The 15,625-nt window shown below is 68.1% G+C and carries 18 protein-coding genes and 1 tRNA gene; 1 reads left to right on the top strand and 18 read right to left on the bottom strand.

The window, feature by feature from the left end:
• Positions 1-20 precede the first annotated feature (20 nt).
• From ABTW64_RS00990 to dusB, 15 genes are all read right to left on the bottom strand, one after another.
• Positions 21-218, bottom strand: coding sequence for a S4 domain-containing protein (locus ABTW64_RS00990; RefSeq protein WP_350618255.1), 198 nt, complete (start codon positions 216-218; stop codon positions 21-23).
• Positions 215-1,204 (bottom strand): tyrosine--tRNA ligase, encoded by a 990-nt coding sequence (gene tyrS, locus ABTW64_RS00995; protein ID WP_350618257.1) that lies wholly within the window; start codon positions 1,202-1,204, stop codon positions 215-217. The genes ABTW64_RS00990 and tyrS overlap by 4 nt, the downstream gene beginning before the upstream one ends.
• 521 nt (positions 1,205-1,725) lie before the next feature.
• A complete protein-coding gene (locus ABTW64_RS01000; RefSeq protein ID WP_350618259.1) occupies positions 1,726-2,187 on the bottom strand; it encodes a helix-turn-helix domain-containing protein in 462 nt (153 codons plus the stop codon).
• Positions 2,188-2,338: 151 nt separating this feature from the next.
• Entirely contained in the window at positions 2,339-2,479 is a 141-nt protein-coding gene (locus tag ABTW64_RS01005) for a hypothetical protein (protein ID WP_350618261.1), read from the bottom strand.
• A 93-nt stretch (positions 2,480-2,572) separates the two neighbouring features.
• A complete protein-coding gene (locus tag ABTW64_RS01010; protein WP_350618263.1) occupies positions 2,573-3,043 on the bottom strand; it encodes a hypothetical protein in 471 nt (156 codons plus the stop codon).
• Positions 3,016-3,171, bottom strand: a complete 156-nt coding sequence (locus ABTW64_RS01015; protein ID WP_350618265.1) for a hypothetical protein — start codon at positions 3,169-3,171, stop codon at positions 3,016-3,018. The genes ABTW64_RS01010 and ABTW64_RS01015 overlap by 28 nt, the downstream gene beginning before the upstream one ends.
• Before the next feature lie 848 nt (positions 3,172-4,019).
• Complete coding sequence (locus tag ABTW64_RS01020) at positions 4,020-4,232, bottom strand: helix-turn-helix domain-containing protein (RefSeq protein ID WP_350618267.1); 213 nt, start codon at positions 4,230-4,232, stop codon at positions 4,020-4,022.
• A 426-nt stretch (positions 4,233-4,658) separates the two neighbouring features.
• Positions 4,659-4,871, bottom strand: coding sequence for a helix-turn-helix domain-containing protein (locus ABTW64_RS01025; RefSeq protein ID WP_350618269.1), 213 nt, complete (start codon positions 4,869-4,871; stop codon positions 4,659-4,661).
• A 191-nt stretch (positions 4,872-5,062) separates the two neighbouring features.
• On the bottom strand, positions 5,063-6,190 hold the full coding sequence (locus ABTW64_RS01030; protein ID WP_350618271.1) for a tyrosine-type recombinase/integrase: 1,128 nt from the start codon (positions 6,188-6,190) through the stop codon (positions 5,063-5,065).
• Positions 6,191-6,290: 100 nt separating this feature from the next.
• Positions 6,291-6,536 carry a helix-turn-helix domain-containing protein gene (locus ABTW64_RS01035; RefSeq protein ID WP_350618273.1) on the bottom strand — a complete coding sequence of 82 codons (246 nt, stop codon included), beginning with the start codon at positions 6,534-6,536 and terminating at the stop codon, positions 6,291-6,293.
• 462 nt (positions 6,537-6,998) lie between these two features.
• A tRNA-Asn gene (locus ABTW64_RS01040) sits at positions 6,999-7,074 on the bottom strand.
• Positions 7,075-7,131: 57 nt separating this feature from the next.
• Positions 7,132-7,911 carry an ATP-binding cassette domain-containing protein gene (locus tag ABTW64_RS01045; RefSeq protein ID WP_350618275.1) on the bottom strand — a complete coding sequence of 260 codons (780 nt, stop codon included), beginning with the start codon at positions 7,909-7,911 and terminating at the stop codon, positions 7,132-7,134.
• Between the two features lie 62 nt (positions 7,912-7,973).
• A complete protein-coding gene (dnaG, locus tag ABTW64_RS01050) occupies positions 7,974-9,887 on the bottom strand; it encodes a DNA primase (protein WP_350618277.1) in 1,914 nt (637 codons plus the stop codon).
• A complete protein-coding gene (locus ABTW64_RS01055; RefSeq protein WP_350618279.1) occupies positions 9,887-11,281 on the bottom strand; it encodes a deoxyguanosinetriphosphate triphosphohydrolase in 1,395 nt (464 codons plus the stop codon). The genes dnaG and ABTW64_RS01055 overlap by 1 nt, the downstream gene beginning before the upstream one ends.
• Positions 11,274-12,434 carry a tRNA dihydrouridine synthase DusB gene (gene dusB / locus ABTW64_RS01060; RefSeq protein WP_502892289.1) on the bottom strand — a complete coding sequence of 387 codons (1,161 nt, stop codon included), beginning with the start codon at positions 12,432-12,434 and terminating at the stop codon, positions 11,274-11,276. Before dusB ends, ABTW64_RS01055 begins: the two co-directional genes overlap by 8 nt.
• Before the next feature lie 69 nt (positions 12,435-12,503).
• On the opposite strand from dusB, the gene ABTW64_RS01065 reads away from it, so the two are divergent.
• Entirely contained in the window at positions 12,504-13,007 is a 504-nt protein-coding gene (locus ABTW64_RS01065; RefSeq protein ID WP_350618283.1) for a glutathione peroxidase, read from the top strand.
• Positions 13,008-13,286: 279 nt separating this feature from the next.
• Here ABTW64_RS01065 and ABTW64_RS01070 read toward each other — a convergent pair whose 3' ends face one another.
• The 3 genes from ABTW64_RS01070 to recO are packed head-to-tail and all read right to left on the bottom strand — an operon-like array spanning position 13,287 to position 15,593.
• Complete coding sequence (locus tag ABTW64_RS01070; protein WP_350618285.1) at positions 13,287-13,979, bottom strand: DsbA family oxidoreductase; 693 nt, start codon at positions 13,977-13,979, stop codon at positions 13,287-13,289.
• Between the two features lie 43 nt (positions 13,980-14,022).
• A complete protein-coding gene (locus ABTW64_RS01075; protein WP_350618287.1) occupies positions 14,023-14,847 on the bottom strand; it encodes an isoprenyl transferase in 825 nt (274 codons plus the stop codon).
• Positions 14,844-15,593 carry a DNA repair protein RecO gene (gene recO / locus ABTW64_RS01080; protein ID WP_350618289.1) on the bottom strand — a complete coding sequence of 250 codons (750 nt, stop codon included), beginning with the start codon at positions 15,591-15,593 and terminating at the stop codon, positions 14,844-14,846. Before recO ends, ABTW64_RS01075 begins: the two co-directional genes overlap by 4 nt.
• Positions 15,594-15,625 lie beyond the last annotated feature (32 nt).

The raw sequence follows: 15,625 nt of genomic DNA on the forward strand, positions 1-15,625 counted from the left end.
CGGACCCTCTCCCGTATCCCTCAGCTGCCGTTCACAGCGAGCTTGAACCAGCGTCGACGCCCCGCCTGAAGCACGTCGTGTGTCCGGACGGAAGCCAGCTCCTCGACGTCGAGGCACTTCATCCCGTTGATGCGCACACCGCCTTCGGCGATCAGTCTCCGCGCCGGTGACCGTGTCAGTTCTGGGCGCGCGGCTTGGACGAGGTCAAGCAGCGTCACGTGCTGCGGCACACGCAGTTGCGGCATGCTCGTGGGGAGCCCGCCATCGGAGAGCACGCTGAGGAAGGGGATGCGCCGTGGTGGCGTGCGACGATCGCTTCCGCCAGATCCAACTTGGCGTCGCGGGCTTGGACACCGCCGAGGCTGGCGCGGCGCGCGAGTTCACTTACATCTGCGAAAGGCAGCTCTGTGTAGACCTTTGCCCACAGACCGATGAGATCGTCGTTCAGCGTCATGAGCCTTCCGAACTTCTCCTCAGCGGGTTGCGCGAGTCCAACGTAGTTGCCCAACGACTTCGACTGCTTTGGCCCGCCGTCGAGCCGGGCGTGAGTGTGCTCGTGATGACGGTCTGCGGTAGCTGTCCATGCTTGGCCTGGAGCTCCCGCCCCATGGTCCCATTGAACAGTTGGTCGGATCCGACGATGCGTTATATCCAACCGCAACGCAACGCTGTCGAAGCCCTGCAGTACGGGGTAGATCAGCTCATGCATCGCGATCTCGCGACGCTCCTCGACACGGCTCTGGAACATGTCCCGGCTCATCAGCCGCCCTTGGGGCACCAGGCTGAGCTCACCGAGTAGTTCCGTGATCGGCATGGTGTCGAACCACTCGGCGTTTCGTCGAATCTCGAGCACCGCGGGCTCCTTACGCAGAACCATGCTCACTTGCTCGAGAAATGCCTGCGCGTTGCGTTCGATCTGTTCAGCAGTGAGAACCGGTCGGGTCGTGCTGCGACCCGTTGGGTCGCCGATCCGGGTTGTTATGTCGCCGAGAAGGAACACAACCACCTGACCGAGATCCTGCAGGTACCGCATCATCCAGAGATTCACCGCATGTTCGAGGTGCAGGTCGGGCGCGGTGCAGTCGACGCCGAACTTGATCCGGAGGGGCCGTCCAGCGACGAGTCGGTCGCGCAGATCGTCGCGACCGTAGCTCTGGTCAGTCCTGCGGCTCAGATGTTCGAGTACCTGGTCGAGCGTGGTCATGGGTTCTCCCTCGAGTGTGCGACCGGAGAACTCCCAGCAGACCCGCTCTCGTAGAAAGCAAGAGGTGAGGACCGGATGGTCCTCACCTTGGGCTCTGGGTGCGCCGAGTGTCTGGGATCAGCGACGCATGCGCCGACGGCTCACTCGAGAGCCGTCGAGATACACGAAGCCAGTCACCATGCGCGACAGCATGGTCGACAGCTGGACGAGTGTTCGTAAGCCGGTCGTTCTATGAGCAGCCAAGAGTCCTGCTGGCGTCACGAGATTCCGTAGGTTGGCCCGTCTCATAAAGGGTGTTCGCATACTTGTCCGGTGAAGGTGCCCTATCCGAACACGTTCGCTCTGTTCAGCAACCGAGCCCCAACTACGACGCCATTAGCCCAACTCGCGTTCCGGGCAGTCCCCTACCCGCAGCAGTGAAGCCGGTAGAGCATGCCCGGCGGATCCGCGGTGGCCCTGGAGGCAAGCGGGCGTCCACTGATGAGCTTGTCGTCAGCGGTGAACGTCACCGTCGAGGATCGTCAGAGGGGAATTGCTTCGTCGAGAATCTGCGCCATAGCGTCGCCGACCGAGTCGTCGAGGACGAGGTCGACCGAGAACCCCAGGATTCGCTCCGCGTCCTGGGAGAAGCCGAAGACGTGCAGCGGACGACCACGGTGCTGGTCATCGAGATGAGCGAGGATATCGACGTCGCTGCCTGGGCCGTCATCGCCTCGCGCTGCGGAGCCGAAAACGCGAAGCTGTGTCAGACCGTAGCGTGCGGCAAGACTGAGCAACTCGTCACGGTGCGCGGCGAGAAGTACGCTGGGGCGCGCTCTTGCCGCCCTCAGAATCGCTTCGTACACGTCGTCGCTGACGTCGCGTTGGTCAGACTCGATCGCCGAGAGGACGGACCGCGACGTGCCGAGCCGGCGTGCGAGTTCCCTCTGGGAGAGGCCAGCATCCTGTCGCACCAGGCGTACGACTTGGTTTCGGGTGGCCACCACGCAAGTCAATCAGCGTTGCACGACGTGCCGCTGGCAGCCGCCCATTGCGAGTCGCATACCGTCCCTGCCCCGCCTGTATGAGCCCGCGTCGAGCACTTAGTGCCGCGCGACGCCAGTGTCATCGTCCCGCCGCTCACTGAGGATGCCGTCACCGCAGCCAGCCGCCGTTGAGGTCGGTCACGCTGAGGTCGTCGAGGCGCAGCAGGGCGACGCTGCCCGGCATCTCATCGCAGGCAAGCGACTCGACGCGGCGGCCGTCGCCGGTGACGCCCGTGCCGCGCGCATGCATGTGTCCGTGAAGCAGCAGCTGGGGGCGGACGGCGTTCCAGACCGCCGTGACGCGGGCGCGGGACGTGGCTGAGTACGCCTGGGAGCTCTCGGGCTACCCCAGTGGGTTGGATGCGAGCAGGTTTTCGACAACCGCGACGCCGCTGCCCTCGACACAGTCGTGAGTGACCATAACCTCCGCGGGGCCACCGCCGATCGCTGCGGCGGCCTGCTCCTCGCTCGGCATCTCGTCCGGCCACCAGTCCACGCCTTCACGCCGCGACCGCACATCGACGGAAGCTGCGCCACCGAACGACAGCACGCTTCTGCCGCCGTTTGTGAACCGGAAGGGCCGAGGCAGGATCCACACGTATGGGCTGATGCGAACCGCGTGCCCCGCCGGTGCGTCATCGAACGCCTGCGCGACCCGGTCGTACTCCTCGTGGTTGCCGAGCGTGATCAGCGCGCGTGCGATGCCGCTGCGTCGAAGCAGGGAGTCGAACTGGTCGAGCCGGTGCTTCTGCCAGTACCCCCAGTCGCCGAGCGACAAGACCGTCCTCACCGGAGCGGGCTCGGCAGCGAGCATCTCGGGCAGCCACGGTCGCGCAGCCGGTGCGCCCACAGCGTCGAGCCGTGCGTGTCACCGAGGACGAGGACCTGGTCGTCGGGAAGGTCGAACGTCTCCGCCGACTCGAGCACGGGCAGGGGTTTCACGCGGGGCATGCTCCAGTGTTGCTGAAGCCGCCTGTGGCGTGCACGATGGCCGCATGTCGATCGATCCGGCCAGGCTTGCAGCGGCTCTCAGAGCCCGAGGCGTGGACGTGACTGCCGAGACGGTCGCGGACGCCACCCGCACTGCGTGCGCGCGGCGTCGCTCCGACCGGGCGCGATGGCTGGCCGCCGAGATCCACGTAGAAGCCGACCGGAGGCTAGGCGACCGCACCCCGGATTGGATCCATCGACTGGCCGCGGAAGGGCGAACTCGATTCCGCGGGTGACCACCGCGGGAGCAAACGGCTGAGCGACGCCGTCTGGGCACTCTCCCGCGGGCCTCCGCTTCCGTGTCGTTCCTGAGCTTCGGCGGCGCCCCGTCGATGGGCTTTCACGCCAGCAGGCGCGGGCGCGACTGGTGACCCGAAGGACTTGCCGCCGACGAGGAAGTCGTCGCAGCCACCGCCGCCCGCCCTGCAGACGTGATGCTGAGCCGCGAAACCGTCAACGGCTCCTGCTTAGAGGCTCGCCGTCGGGACGTTGAGCAGCGTTGCCCCCGGACGAGAGCCCGCAGGGATGGAGCGAGGACCATGCACCTCAGGGCAGCTCCAGGCTCGGCGAGGCTCGGCGAGCAGAATCTGTGCCGATGGACATGGTGGGGGTGACGGTGTGCCTCCGCCGGCGGTGCTGTTGGCAGCACCAGCGGAGGCTTCCGCACTGTCCGGCGCAGTCAGGCGACCGATCTGAGCATCGACGACATCGAGGTGGGTAGGTGCTTGGTGCGCTTGCGGTGGACGACGCTCCGCTCCGCCGACGGCAACACGCCACTCCTGGAGGAGCACGCTTCACCACTATCGCACTGTATGCCGCTCGAGGAACTCGACGATGTCACGCTCGCAATATCGGACGCTGCCGCCGATCTTGACGTAGGCGGGGCCACCGCGTCCGTAGAACCGCCAGTTCTGAAGCCGACGTACGGAGACGAACAGCATCGCAGCGACTTCCCTTTCGCTGTAGCGCGGGAGTAGGTCGGAGGGGAGAGGTGGCTGATCGCGATCGCTCATGCACTACACATGCACGGCGGCCGGAGGCTCTCGTACCCGCCTCAACACCGCGGGGCATGCGCAAAGTATGTGCTGGAGCGCCATGGTCGCTGGCTGACCGACCCTCTACCGCTATAGAACCGTGATGGACACGACCTCAGACGTCAGTCTTATCGTCATCGGGCGACTTCTGCACCGACGGGCACACCATTCCGGAGCGCCCCGCTGTGAACTCGAAATGGGGGACGTGCATCACTTCGCCGTCGACCCTCCAGACTGGCTACCCCTAGTTCCTTGTTCGGATGAGAACGGCTGCAGCATCCGGTTTCAGCTCGATGAGCCTAGTTCGTGCCGCTCGAGGTTGTCGCGGGTAGCGTCCCGGGCGCCCCCAGGAGGTGAGCTCGGACAGCTCCGTGCTGGCGCTGCCACTCACGGGATGCTCATCGCTTACTCGTGCTTCTCCGTTCGGGCTTCGATGTAGTCGAGGAGCGCCCGCTCCGTATAGCGCACGTGGGTACCGATCCGCACAAATGAAGGCCCAGTTCGCCGCAGCCGCCACGCTTGGACCGTGCGGACTGACACCCGGAGGATCCGCGCCACGTCGACCTCGTCGTAGCGCGGCTGCATCTCCCGCGGGAATTCTCGCTCCTCGCTGCTCATCCACCCATCGTTCCTGCTGAATCTAGCGATACTTCACCCGTCAGCGTGCTCACGCTAGCGACTTTGACGCGCCGGTACTAACGTGACGGGCCTCTTGTCGTACCACGTGGTCGGCGGGCGCAACAGAGCGCGAATCCCGGGTCCGAGCGGCGGCTCGTGATGCACGGGAGCCGCCACTCGCCCCGACGGCGCTACATGCAGCGCAGGTCATCCACGTCGCCGATGTCGGCGAAAGCGCGCGCGAGGATCTCTGCCGTTACCTCAGGCACCGTGTCCTCCGGGGGCAGGTAGTGGTTACGCGTAGTGCGCTCGTCTGCATGGCCGAGGAACCGTCGCGCGAGATCGATGTTCGCATCGTCCTCGACGATCGACGCCGCGGTCTTCCGGAACACCTTCGGCGTGAAGAGGTGCACGTTGTCGATGCCGATCGCCCTCAGCTCGACATCGTTCGCCTCGCGGAACCTGCGATACAGCAGTTCAAGGTGGTTGACGGCGTACGGCGTGCCGTTCTTGGTGGCGAACAAGAGCTCGTCATCGTTGTCAACGTACTCGGCCAGCCGACGACGGAGCACGGCTGCGGTGAAGGTCGGCACGGTGATCCACCGGCGCTGGCGCGCCTTCTTGGGTGAGTCTTTCCGGACGTTCCCGTGCTTGGTGGTGTGGCTGACCGTCCCGCCGATCCGGAGCTGCAAACGGCCGCGAGCCGTGAACCGCACATCGCTACGCCTGATGGCCAGTGCCTCCCCCGGTCGGCTGCTGCTTCCGAGCGTGATCAACGCGGTGTCGATGAGGAGAGTGGTGTTGGGACGCACTCCTCCTCGGCGGTCGGGGTTCTTGCCCTTCCATTGACTCATGAGGGCGAGCGCGAGGGGGACCTGATCCACTTCCAGCGACAGGAAATCCCGTTCCTCGTGGCGAATTCGGGCAACGGTGCTGACGGGGTTGTGCTCGAACACCCCCTGCTGCACCGCGACGTTGAGCATCTGACTGAGTGTCTTTCGAGCCTTGGAGGCATAGGAGGACGACTTCTCCAGCGCCAACTGCTGGATGAACCTATTGAGGAACCCGGGGGTAAGCGACTTCACGGGCACAGCGCCGATGCGGGGGCTGAGGATCGTCCTGACGTTCGCCTCGTAAGCCTCGATGGTGCTCTGCTGGTTTCGTTGCACGCTCGGGCTGGCCAGCCAGATCTGGCCGAGTTGGGCGACGGTAGTGGCCGGTGTGACCTCAATGAAGTACCCCGCCCAGATCGCCCTCGCACGCACTTCCACCAGACGTCGGGCTTCGTGCTCCTGATCGGCCGTGACGCTGATCGGCACCAGGCGGCCCGCCCCGTCTCGCACTGACGCCCGAGCACGGAACCGGGCCCCGCGCCGATCGACGGCAACCGCGCCGAGCTCTCCCGGCGCCTTCCGGGGCCTAGCCACGTCCGACCGTCCGCTCGTCGAGGTAGTCGAGAAGGGCGCCGAGGCGGTACCGCACTTGGTCGCCGATCTTGACGTACGCCGGACCACCGCCCTTGATGCGCCATCCTTGGACTGTTCGGACGGAGACGCGGAAGATGGCCGACACGTCGTCTTCGTCATACTTTGGGATCAGGTTCTCCGGGACTCCACGCGCCGTGGCCCGGTCTTCGTTCACTTCGTCGGTCTTGTCTGCGGTCATGTACCCCACATGCACGGCATTTGTCGTGGCGAGCGTTCTGACATCTGAGCGATGTAGGACGGGCGTCCATGACGAGTCGTTCCCATCGCCTGCCGCAGGGCGCGTCGCGCCGGCCAATCCCCGTCGCTGGGTCGACTGCGGCATGCAGGGAGTTGAGCCGCAGGGGCGTCGATCCTCGCTCCCCTCGGCGGATCCACCAAGCCCTCGCGCGACGCGTGGCACTGGGTGCCCCCGCCGAGTGAGTCGCCGGCTGCGCCTGCGGAAAATACCGTGCATGTGGGGTCCATGACCCCTCAGCGGACCGCTCGCACATACGCCTCGGCACGTCCGACATACCCTCCAGAAGAGGGCCGACTGGCGGTTATCTGTCCCTTGACCGGCATTCTTCGTCCGGGTGCAACACGTTCTCGGAAGCACGAAGCCCCCCATTCCCTTGAAAACAAAGGGAACAGGGGGCTTGCTTGGCTCCCCGGCTTGGACTCGAACCAAGAACCTGCCGGTTAACAGCCGGCTGCTCTGCCAATTGAGCTACCGAGGATCATTCCTCTGCCCCTCGCGGGGCAACCAGGCAATCTTAGCAAAGCGAGAGCCGTGCTCACGACACGGCCGTGCGCCCTGGCGTGTCGGGCGTCCAGAGCAGCCGCCCGTCGGCCGATTGGGCCACGACGTGCCCCGCGCGCAGGCGCAGCTGCGCGGCGCCCAGCTCACGGACGAACGCCTCGTCGTTGGTGGCGATGACCGCCGCCATGCCCCACTCGCGCCGTCGCCGCATGATGGCGTCATAGATGACGTGCCGTACCTCGAGGTCGATGTTGGCCAGCGGCTCGTCGGCCACGAGCAGGCGCGGGTCGAGCACGAGGGCGCGCGCGAAGGCCACCCGCTGCCGCATGCCCGCACTCAGTTCGAACGGGAAGCGGTCGGCCGTGCCGAGGGGCAGGTGCATCTCGTCGAGCAGCGCGGCGACCCGCACCGAGACTGCGCGGCTGTTCACGCGGCGATCGCGCGACGTGATCGGCTCGGCGATCGCCTCGCCCACGGTCAGACGCGCGGGTAGCGCCGCCCCGGCGCCCTGCGGCACATAGCCGACCCGGTACGTGAGCACGCGCCGATCGCGACCCTTGCGGCGCACGGAGATGCCGCACACTCGCGCCTCACCGCCCGCCACGGTCAACGCCTCGTCGCTGCGCCCCGCGAGCACGCCGAGCAGGCTGGACTTGCCCGACCCCGTCGGGCCGGACACGCAGACGGTCTCCCCCGCCTTGAGCGTGAAGGTCACGCCGTCGACCGCACGGGTCTCGGGCCCATGGCCCCATCGGCTGACACTGAGGTCGTGACAGACCACGGCGTTCACGGGGTCATCGGGAACGCGGAACATGCGTCCATCCTGCCGGGTACGGCAAGCCGGGGCCACTGCCGGGCGTGATCCGGGCGCGCCGGTCACTCCACGTCGATGAGCGCGCGACGCTCGACATCGAGATCGCGCAGGCGCATACGCAGCGCGCGACCCTCCTCGGAGGTCGGCGCGGCCCGCTGCACGGCACCGAGCAGCTCGTTCTTCTCCTGATCCAGAGAGCGCAGGATGAGGCGGCGGCAGATGTCGTTGACGGAGGCCACCGCGTGTTCGTCGTCACGCGCCGGGAAGTCGCGGGCCAGAAGCTCTCCCGCCAGCTGCCGGTACGGCTCGCGCACCGCGTCGATCGCGGTCATGGCCCATCCCGGACGCGTGCGATCGGCCGCTGCGGCGACGTTGCCGCGCACCGCCTCGAGTGCGGGCGTGCGGAACGGGATGGCCAGCGCGCGGGCGAGCAGCGCGGGGTCGATGCGGTGACCGTACAGCAGCGCTCCGGTCAGCGCATCTCGCTCCAGAGCCGTGTCGACCGTTCGCGGCAGCGTGCCGAGAGTCGGACGCTGCAGGGGTGAATCGGGCGAGGCCGTCGGACGCTCGGAGCCCGGCATCGGGCGCGGCTCGGGCGATCCTCCCGGTCGCATCTCGCCCTGGCCGGCCTTGCTGGAACCGCCGTTCGACGCGCGCCGCGCCGCCTGCTCCACGGCTCCGTGCACCTCACGGGGGTCCATTCCCAGCTTGCGCGCGAGCACGCGCTCGTATCCGGCGCGCAGCATCCGATCGCGGATGGCGGCCACGATCGGCGCTGCCGAGCGCAGCGCGCCGATGCGGCCTTCCACGCTCGCCAGATCGAACCCGCCGATGCGGCGGTCGATGACGAACTCGAACATCGGCACCTTGTGATCGAGCAGGCCCCGCACCGCCCCGTCGCCGCGCTGCAGGCGCAGATCGCATGGATCGAGCCCGTCCGGCGCGACCGCCACATACGTCTGCGCGTTGAAGCGGCTGTCCTCCGCGAAGGCGCGGATGGCGGCCTTCTGTCCCGCCTCGTCGCCGTCGAACGTGAACACGACCTCGCCCGACGCGGAGTCGTCGCCCATGATGCGGCGCAGCACCGTGACGTGCTCGGATCCGAACGCCGTGCCGCACGTCGCGATCGCGGTGGTCACGCCCGCGAGGTGGCAAGCCATCACATCGGTGTACCCCTCGACCACGACGACGCGCTTGGGGTCGCCGCGCGCGATATCGCGCTTGGCGAGGTCCAGTCCGTAGAGCACCTGCGCCTTCTTGTAGATCGGCGTCTCGGGCGTGTTCAGGTACTTCGGCCCCTGGTCGTCGTCATAGAGCTTGCGCGCGCCGAATCCGATCGTCTGACCCGTCACGTCACGGATCGGCCACACCAGCCGCCCGCGGAAGCGGTCGTACACGCCGCCTCGCTGATTGGTCGACACCAGGCCGGCCGTTGTGAGCTCCTCACGCGTGAAGCCCTGCGCGCTGAGCGCCTTGAGCATCGCGTCCCACCCCTGCGGCGCGTAGCCGACGCCGAAGTGCGAGGCGGCGCCGGCGTCGAAGCCGCGCTCGCCGAGGAACCGGCGGGCCGGCTCGGCCTCGGGGCTCATGAGCTGGGATCGGAAGAACTCCGCCGCCGCGGCGTTCGCCGCGAACAGTCGCGAGCGCCCGCTGGTCTCGGGCGCGGCGCCGCCGTCCTCGTAGTGCAGGGTGTAGCCGATCCGCCCCGCGAGCCGCTCGACGGCCTCGGTGAACGAGACGTGGTCCATCTCGCGGAGGAACGTGTAGACGTCACCCGACTCACCGCATCCGAAGCAGTGGTAATACCCCACCTGCGGACGCACGTAGAAGCTGGGGCTCTTCTCGTCGTGGAACGGGCACAGCCCCTTGAGCGAGCCCACGCCGGCCGAGCGCAGCGCGACCCGCTCCCCCACGATGTCGGCGATGTTCGTGCGGGCCTTGACCTCGTCGACGTCGCTCTGCCGGATGAGCGGCATCAGCGCGCTCCCACGTCGACCGCCAGCGGCGTCGTCGCGGAGTGCGCCCGCACGCCCGGCCGGGCATGGCGCGGCGTCCAGATGCCCACCTCGGCCGGATCGATCTCGCCCACAAGGCGGTTGTGCCAGTCGATCGCGGTCTGGTCGGTGAGGCTGGCCACCTGATCCACCACGACACGGGCGCGCTCGGCGTCGGTCTCCGCCGCGCGGAAGTCAGCGGCGAAGGCCGGCTCCAGCACGTCGGCTCCCGCCGACCACAGCGCATCGGTCGACCACAGGGCGTTCGCGAGGCGCTTGAGCACGCGCCGCTGCTCCTTGTAGACCCCCTTGCGGGCGTCGATCGTCACGATCGAGGCGCCCATGATCCCCTTCAGCACCGCGATCTCGACGTCCACGACACGCGGCACCACGACGTGCGCGTTGTACCGCGCGAGCGACGGACCGGCATAGGCCTCCCGGGTCGCGGCGACGGCAGCCCGCGCGAACCGACCGATCAGGTCGCTCGTGAGGTTCTTGAGCCGCGCGAGGTCGCGGCGCGAGCGGTCGAACGACTTGAGCCACATCGGCTGCCGCGTCAGGCGGTACAGCCCGTCGGCCAGCTCCTCGCGCGAGTAGTCGTACCCCACCCACTGCTGGATCTTGCCGATGAGGGGATGGTGCTCGACCGGATCCGCGAGCGCCGCCAGATCGATGTAGCCGTTCACCACGGCGTCCTCGAAGTCGTGCACCGAGTAGGCGATGTCGTCGGAGAGGTCCATGACCTCGGCCTCGATGCAGCGCAGCCGGCCAGGCGCCCCCTCGCGCATCCAGTGGAAGACGGCCTCGTCCTCGGGGTACACGCCGAACTTGAGGCGACCGCCCGGGTCGGGCAGCGGGTTGTCGACCGTCCACGGATACTTGCACGTCGCATCCAAGCTGGCACGCGTGAGGTTGAGACCGACCGAGTGATCGCGGGCGTCGAGCACCTTCGCCTCGAGCCGCGTCAGGATGCGCAACGACTGCGCGTTGCCCTCGAAGCCGCCGATGTGCTCGGCCCACTCGTTGAGCGCGCGCTCGCCGTTGTGCCCGAACGGCGGATGACCGAGGTCATGGCTCAGGCAGGCGGTGTCGACCACGTCGGCCGACAGGCCCAGCGCGATGGCGAGCTCGCGCCCGATCTGCGCGACCTCCAGGGAATGCGTGAGGCGGTTGCGCGCGAAGTCGGCCGTGCTCGCGGGGCTCAGCACCTGCGTCTTGGCCGCCAGCCGCCGCAGCCCCGCCGAGTGGAGCACGCGCGCGCGGTCGCGCGCGAAGTCGTCGCGCTCCGAGCGGTGCCGCTCGGCGAAGAAGCGTTCGGCGTCGCGCTCGTCGTAGCCCCCGGGCCGATCCGGCAGCGGGCGGATGCCGTCAGCCACCACTGGTGTCCAGCTCCGCTTCCTGCAGCTCGCAGCTGGCCTGCTCGCCCATCTCGCGTGACTCCAGCCAGCCCTCGGGCAGCACCGGACGCTTGGGCGAGCCGGCGCGCCCGCGCTGCCCCTCGGCCGCGGCACCCGGGTACGGCGCGTCGTGGTCGAGCTGAGCGAGCAGATCATCGATCTCGGAGAGGCTCGAGGCGGTGGCGAGGCTCGCGCGCAGGTCGCCGCCGACCGGGTAGCCCTTGAAGTACCACGCGACGTGCTTGCGGATGTCGCGACATCCGCGGTCCTCGTCCTCGAAGAACTCCACGAGCAGCTCGGCGTGACGGCGGAACGCCTGCGCGACGAAGCCGAGGTTCGCGTCGACCACCGGCGCGTCGGCTCCGAACGCCGCTGCGAGCTCACCGAACAGCCACGGTCGGCCGAGGCATCCGCGCCCCACGACGACGCCGTCGCATCCGGTCTCGTCCATCATCCGCACGGCGTCGGCCGCGCTCCAGATGTCGCCGTTGCCGAGCACCGGGATGCTCGTGACCGCCTGCTTCAGCTCGGCGATCGCCGACCAGTCGGCGGTGCCCGAGTAGAACTCGGCGGCGGTGCGCGCGTGCAGCGCGACGGCCGCGGCACCGGCGTCCTCCGCGATGCGACCGGCGTCGAGGAACGTGAGGTGGTCGGCGTCGATTCCCTTGCGCATCTTCACCGTCACGGGAACGTCGCCGGCGGCCTTCACGGCCCCTTCGACGATGTCGCGGAACAACCCGAGCTTCCAGGGCAAGGCAGAGCCGCCGCCCTTGCGCGTCACCTTGGGGACGGGGCAGCCGAAGTTGAGGTCGATGTGGTCGGCCCGGTCCTCCTCGGCGATGATGCGCGCCGCCTCAGCCGTGGTCTTCGGGTCGACGCCGTACAGCTGGATCGAGCGCGGCGTCTCGGACTCGTGGTGCCGGATCAGCCGCATGGTCGCGGCGTTGCGCTCCACGAGCGCCCGCGTGGTGATCATCTCGCTCACATACAGGCCGGCTCCGTACTCGCGGCAGAGGCGACGGAAGGCGGTGTTCGTGATGCCCGCCATGGGAGCGAGCACGACCGGCACATCGAGGTCGATCGTGCCGATCCGGAGCGCGCGGTCGCGGGTCAACGCTCGATTCTGGGTCAGCACAGAGGTCACGCTCCCATTCTCCCAGACTCCGCACCGAGCCGGCTGTGACGGTCGTACGCTGTGGACATGACCACCGGATCCGACGATCTCCCGCTGCACGACATCCCTTTCGCCGACGCCACGGGCGCCGAGAAGACCCTCTCCCAGTTCGACGGCCCGGTGCTGGTCGTCAACGTCGCGTCCAAGTGCGGGCTGACGCCGCAGTACGAGCAGCTCGAGGAGCTCCAGCGCACCTACGGCGACCGAGGTTTCACGGTGCTGGGCTTCCCGTGCAACCAGTTCATGGGGCAGGAGCCGGGCTCGATGGAGCAGATCCTCGAGTACTGCGCCACGACGTGGGGCGTCTCGTTCCCCATCAACGACAAGATCAAGGTCAACGGGCCGAACGCCCATCCGCTCTACAAGGCGCTCAAGAAGACCAAGGACGCGCACGGCAAGGCCGGCCGCGTGGCATGGAACTTCGAGAAGTTCCTTGTGCTGCCCGACGGCTCGGTCAAGCGCTTCCGGCCCCAGCAGAAGCCGGACGACCCCGAGATCGTCGCCGAGATCCAGCGCGCCCTGACCCGCTGAGCCCGACTGCACACCAATTTGCGTGTGCACAGGGCGCCCCGGAGCAACGCCGAGGACACACGAACATTGGTGTGCACTCGACCGGTAGTGCCGGAGCGAGGCCGAGTACACACGAACATTGGTGTGTACTGGACCGGGAGTGCCGGAGCAAAGCCGAGTACACACGAACATTGGTGTGTACTCGACCGGGAGTGCCGGAGCAAAGCCGAGTACACACGAACATTGGTGTGTACTCGACCGGGAGTGCCGGAGCGACGCGGGTGACGCCTGGAGAGCGGGTCAGGCCTCGAGGCCGCGGTGCTCCGCCCACACCTGGCGGGCGACCCGTGTGAAGGCCTCGGCGGGCTGCGCGCCGCTCACGCCGTACTTGCCGTCGATCACGAAGAACGGGACGCCGTTGATGCCGTAGGCCCGCGCCTGCGCCTGGTCCTGCCGCACGGCGGGCAGGTAATGATCATTCTCGAGCGCGTCACGCGCGGCGTCCGCGTCGAGCCCGAGCTCCGCCGCGAGCTCCACGAGCTGGTCGATACGTCCCACGTGACGTCCCTCGACGAAGTACGCCGACATCAGGCGCTCGGTCATCTCGACCTGCTTGCCGTGCTCCTTCGCGAAGTGGATGAGCTCGTGCGCCTTCACCGTGTTGGTGTGCTGCTGCAGGTCGAAGCGATAGTGCAGATCGGCCTGATCCTTCGCGATCTGCGCGACGCGGTCGTTCATCCGCTTCGCCTCGTCGCGGGAGATGCCCTTGCGCTCGGCGAGGAAGTCCTCGCTCGACCCCTCGAAGTCGACCGGGGTGTCGGGCGACAGCTCGAACGAGTGGTACGTGATCTCGACCTGGGGCGCGTCGTCGTCGCCCGCCGCCGCGGCCAGCCCGTTCTCGAGGTTGCGCTTGCCGATGTAGCACCACGGGCAGGCAATGTCGCTCCACACATCGATGCGGATGGGGGCGGGGGTCGTTGTCGCGTCGCTCACGTGAGTCTCCAACCTCAGACGGCGGTGGTGTATTCCGGTCGGCTCATGCAGGGGCGCCCGTCGGCGCGTCGATCGCGCCCCCGAAACGGCGCTCGCGCCCCAGGTAGAGGTCGATCGCATGCCACAGATCGGTGCGACGGAAATCGGGCCACAGCGTGTCGAGGAAGACCATCTCGGCGTAGGCCGACTGCCAGAGCAGGAAGTTCGACGTGCGCTGTTCGCCGCTCGATCGCACGAACAGGTCGACATCCGGCATGTCGGGCACGTAGAAGTGCCGGCGCAGCGCCTTCTCCGTGATGCCCGACGGCTTCAGCCGGCCGGCCGCGACCTCTTCGGCCAGGGCCCGGGCGGCGTCGACGATCTCGTTGCGGCCCCCGTAGTTGATGCACATCGTGAGCGTCAGCACGTCGTTGCCGGCGGTGAGCTGCTCGGCGAAGCGCAGCTCCTTGATCACCGACCCCCACAGTCGCGGCGTGCGGCCTGCCCACCGGATGCGGACGCCCCACTCGTTGAGCTGGTCGCGGCGGCGGTGGAGCACATCGCGGTTGTAGCCCATCAGGAACCGCACCTCTTCCGGCGACCGCCGCCAGTTCTCGGTCGAGAAGGCGTAGACCGAGAGGTGCTTCACCCCCGCCTGGATCGCGCCCGCGACCACGTCGAGCAGCACCTCCTCCCCCGCCTTGTGCCCCTCGATACGCGACAGTCCGCGACGGTTGGCCCAGCGCCCGTTGCCGTCCATGACGATCGCCACGTGCCCCGGGGCGTCCTTGCCGTACGCGGGGGCCTGCAGGCCGGTCCAGTCGAGCGGGCGGTACGGGACCGCGTCACGATGCGTATACGGCTTGGGAGCTGCGGGTTTCGGGGTCATCGCCGTCCTCGAGTCGATGGGGGCTGGGTCTGGGTCTGCGACAGCGCGCGGATGCCGCGCTCCATGGTCCATTGCACGTATGCAGAGACCAGTCCGGATGCCTGCGACGCGTCGCGCGGGGACGCCGCGTCGACGACGTCCCAGTCGCCCGCCAGCAGAGCGCGCAGCAGCGCCAGCACCGACGCGCTCGCGCGCGGGGTTCCGGCGGGGGCGCACGCCGCGCACACCACGCCTCCCAGCTGCGCGAGGAACATGTCGTGGGGCCCGGGCGCACCGCACCGCGCGCAGTCCTCGAGCGCGGGCGCCCAGCCGGCGAGCGACAGGGCGCGCAGCAGGTACGAATCGAGCGTGTGGCGCGGCGCGTGCTCGCCGCGTGAGAGCGACCGCAGGGCCCCGACGAGGAGGAAGTACTGGTTCGGCGCGGGCTCGTCGTGCGTGAGCCGATCGGCTGTCTCCGCCATCGCGCTCGCTGCCGTGTAGCGGTCGTAGTCGCCGGCGATGTCGGCGCCGTACGCGCCGAGGGATTCGGCCTGCTGCACGATGTCGAGGCTGCGGCCCGCATAGAGCTGGATGTCAGCGACCATGAACGGCTCGAGGCGCGAGCCGAAGCGAGACGACGTGCGCCGCACCCCCTTCGCCACGGCGCGCACCTTGCCGTGCCTGCGGCTCAGCATCGTGACGATGCGGTCGGCCTCACCCAGCTTGTGCGTGCGCAGCACGACCGCTTCGTCTCGATAGGTGGGCACCCGACCATTATCCGGCCGACCCCTGACATCCG

It is taken from the genome of Microbacterium sp. NPDC096154 (genome assembly GCF_040302945.1).
Classification (GTDB): Bacteria; Actinomycetota; Actinomycetes; order Actinomycetales; family Microbacteriaceae; genus Microbacterium.